The organism is Microcystis flos-aquae FACHB-1344 (genome assembly GCF_014698375.1).
Taxonomy (GTDB): domain Bacteria; phylum Cyanobacteriota; class Cyanobacteriia; order Cyanobacteriales; family Microcystaceae; genus Microcystis; species Microcystis aeruginosa.
Map to the genome: position 1 here is coordinate 1 of NZ_JACJSW010000170.1, position 2,630 is coordinate 2,630.

The 2,630-nt window shown below is 39.4% G+C and carries 3 protein-coding genes and 1 pseudogene; all 4 read left to right on the forward strand.

The features are described from left to right. A pseudogene (locus H6G48_RS16210) lies at window positions 1–713 on the forward strand (hypothetical protein); the annotation flags it as partial. Between the two features lie 10 nt (window positions 714–723). Continuing rightward, window positions 724–1,557 carry a hypothetical protein gene (locus tag H6G48_RS16215; RefSeq protein ID WP_190722504.1) on the forward strand — a complete coding sequence of 278 codons (834 nt, stop codon included), beginning with the start codon at window positions 724–726 and terminating at the stop codon, window positions 1,555–1,557. 112 nt (window positions 1,558–1,669) lie between these two features. Continuing rightward, on the forward strand, window positions 1,670–2,242 hold the full coding sequence (locus tag H6G48_RS16220) for a hypothetical protein (RefSeq protein ID WP_190722505.1): 573 nt from the start codon (window positions 1,670–1,672) through the stop codon (window positions 2,240–2,242). After that, window positions 2,235–2,477: a hypothetical protein gene (locus H6G48_RS16225; RefSeq protein ID WP_190722506.1), complete on the forward strand. Its 243-nt coding sequence runs from the start codon at window positions 2,235–2,237 to the stop codon at window positions 2,475–2,477. Before H6G48_RS16220 ends, H6G48_RS16225 begins: the two co-directional genes overlap by 8 nt. The last annotated feature ends 153 nt before the right edge of the window (window positions 2,478–2,630 follow it).

The following is a 2,630-nucleotide window of genomic DNA, read 5'->3' on the forward strand; positions in this document are numbered from 1 at the left end:
ATAGGTTTACTAAGTTGTGGAAGTCGCGAGTAGTTGACCGCACCCTTAATTTAATGGCTACGGCTGCGGCTATTCATAATGCGGTCATGCTTTCTCGAAACATTGGTTCGACTTTAATTTCCACTTTAGGTAATGCTTTAAGCATTATCGGCATTAAAGACGGTGATGAAGTTGCTCAAAATTTCTCTACAGTTATCGGCGATGGAATTGAAAATATTATTAAAGGACTAATAGGAACTGAAAATTACACTACCTTAAGTGAAACATGGGCAAAGGCAAATAGGATTTATCAAAGTGCAATTAATATTTATCAGTTAATGACTGATTCGCTTTTTGGTATCACATCAGGATTAGAGCAAACCGCCAAATATACTGGAAAAATTGGCAATGCTTTAAGGAAGTCCGGAGCGGTTTTAGAAGATTCCTATAATTGGATGAGCGAACAATTCAACTTTTCTAGTGGCAAAAATAGAAAAATTGATCGAGTGATTCAGGGGCTACAGCAAGCGAGTGAGATTGCATCAGACCTAGAAAGCATAACCTCGGAATTTAGATCAGTAACTGAAAATGTAGCCGAAATTAAAACACAAATAGACACAATTAAAGGAGAAGTTGAGGTAAAAGAAGAAGACAAAAAAGATAAAGAAACTAAAGGTAAAGAAGATTCGCAATCCCCCTCTATTAACAAATCTGACTTAATTAAACCTAATTGATCCATCCATTATGACTACTCCCTCTAACCTTAACGAATTTGAACACTTGCAAAGCACTATTTTAAGAGTTCATAACCAAATAGTGCGAGAGGAGTTTAGTGATATTACAGGCGATGATTTAGATTTAGCCGTTCCTCGGTCTTCGTTGCGTTGGGCTTGTTTGCTCAAGGATAACGATACTTGTGATATGATGATTCAGCGTTTTTTATTATTTTATTTTACCCTAAGACGGGCGCAAGATTTACAGCAGCCGTTTTATGGTATTCCCTTAGATGATTTACACGCTTCAAGGAAATTTAAACCTCAAGTTACCTTATATTTCAAAGAAGATCAGAATGAGGTAGAGGACGATTCCCGTCCAACTTGGGGAGAGATTTCTTTTAGGTTGATGAATGAATCTAGCACCACAATAACAAGAACAGAATTAACTACTTTAGCCAACAAAATCAAGACAGAGTTTGGAGCCGCTAACGGATATGTCTGGAAAAAAGGAAGAAAATTATACTCTTATACCGAGAAAGATAAGGGCTATCAATTACAGTTACTTTGTCGAGATGAGGCTACAGCTAAAGAGTTGATTAATAAAATTTTAGACTTACAAAATGATAATCCTGATTGGAAGTTTTTAAAGTCTAACATTGCCGACAATGAAAATGAATCTTTTCCCTATAATCCCGGTAATCAGACAATTTTAGGGAAAAGCCGCCGCAAACCCCGCCGTCGTCCCATGGTTGATGTGCGCTTCCAGTACGCCACGGCTACCATTTGGGGGGTGAACAAGCCGATCGCTCTCTACGATCGCTCGTTTGCCTTCCTTGATGCTCTTGTCGATGAGTTTCCCTAGTATTCACGGATAGTCTATACCCTTCCGTCGAGTCGTATTGGCTGGAAGCCTTGCTATAACTGAATTATTGGATTCACCGAGAGCGGCATAATTACTGTACTAAGCGGATAATATGGCAAGAAAAAGATTTTCAGATTTAGAACGAGTGTACACTGCTTTAAAGCTGGGAAAGGTTGACCCTAGCACCCTTCCACAGAATCTAGACTTTGTTAAATATGCAAAATGGCGTGAAGGCGACGGACCGGAGCGAAATATAGTTAGACCTCCCCTAAACGGAGAGGTTGAAGTTGGCGTCAATGCTTTTGGATATCCATTTAATAACGACAAAGGTAAGATAAAAATTTCCATATCTGGTCGCTCAAATGCTTTCTTAAATGGATTTGGTCCTAAGACTAAATTTGGAGTTATTAATACTGGACTAAACGACTATCAAAGAGTTTCTAGCTTTGTTTCAGCGAAAGCTCGCATCGCTACAATAGTCTCAGCTAAAACCCCTAAGTCAAAAATTACTGGGCGAAAATATAAAACTAGAACTGGGACATCTTACACGGTTCCCATGGGGCGAACTGACTCGACGAAACAGTATCAAGAGCAAATTAACGAGATTTTAGCCGATGCCGTTTTTAGCGGTTCTAGTGCCACTCATACGGTAAGTTTTGATCCAGAGGAGTTCCGCCGTGATTAATTCTCTTTTACCTGAAATTAGAGAAGGAATGAGGTTGTGGTCTCCTCAAGGGCTAAACGAGGAAGTTTCTTTAGAAGAAACATCAGAAAATTTAATCCTTTGTGGGCAAGCATTAACCGATTTCCTTTCGTTAAAAATTGACCTCACAGACTATCTTGAGATAGTTGAAAGTTGCGGGGTAGATGTCGATGACTATTTAGATGTAATTAGCTTTAACCTGCATGACTTCTTATAACGCAAGTAATTCTAGCAACTGGGAGCCTGTCTGGAGTCAAAGCTTTACCGCAGAACCAGCGCCGGGAAACAGACCAGAATTAGAACGGTATTTTCCTTTGCCAGACATCTCTGTGCCGATTCAGTTAAGTGCTGGTTTACTAGCTTTTTATGC

Excerpts from the sequence above, each read along its gene's own strand:
- H6G48_RS16215 (WP_190722504.1), top strand. The coding sequence starts at position 724 with ATGACTACTCCCTCTAACCTTAACGAATTTGAACACTTGCAAAGCACT.
- H6G48_RS16220 (WP_190722505.1), top strand. The coding sequence starts at position 1,670 with ATGGCAAGAAAAAGATTTTCAGATTTAGAACGAGTGTACACTGCTTTA.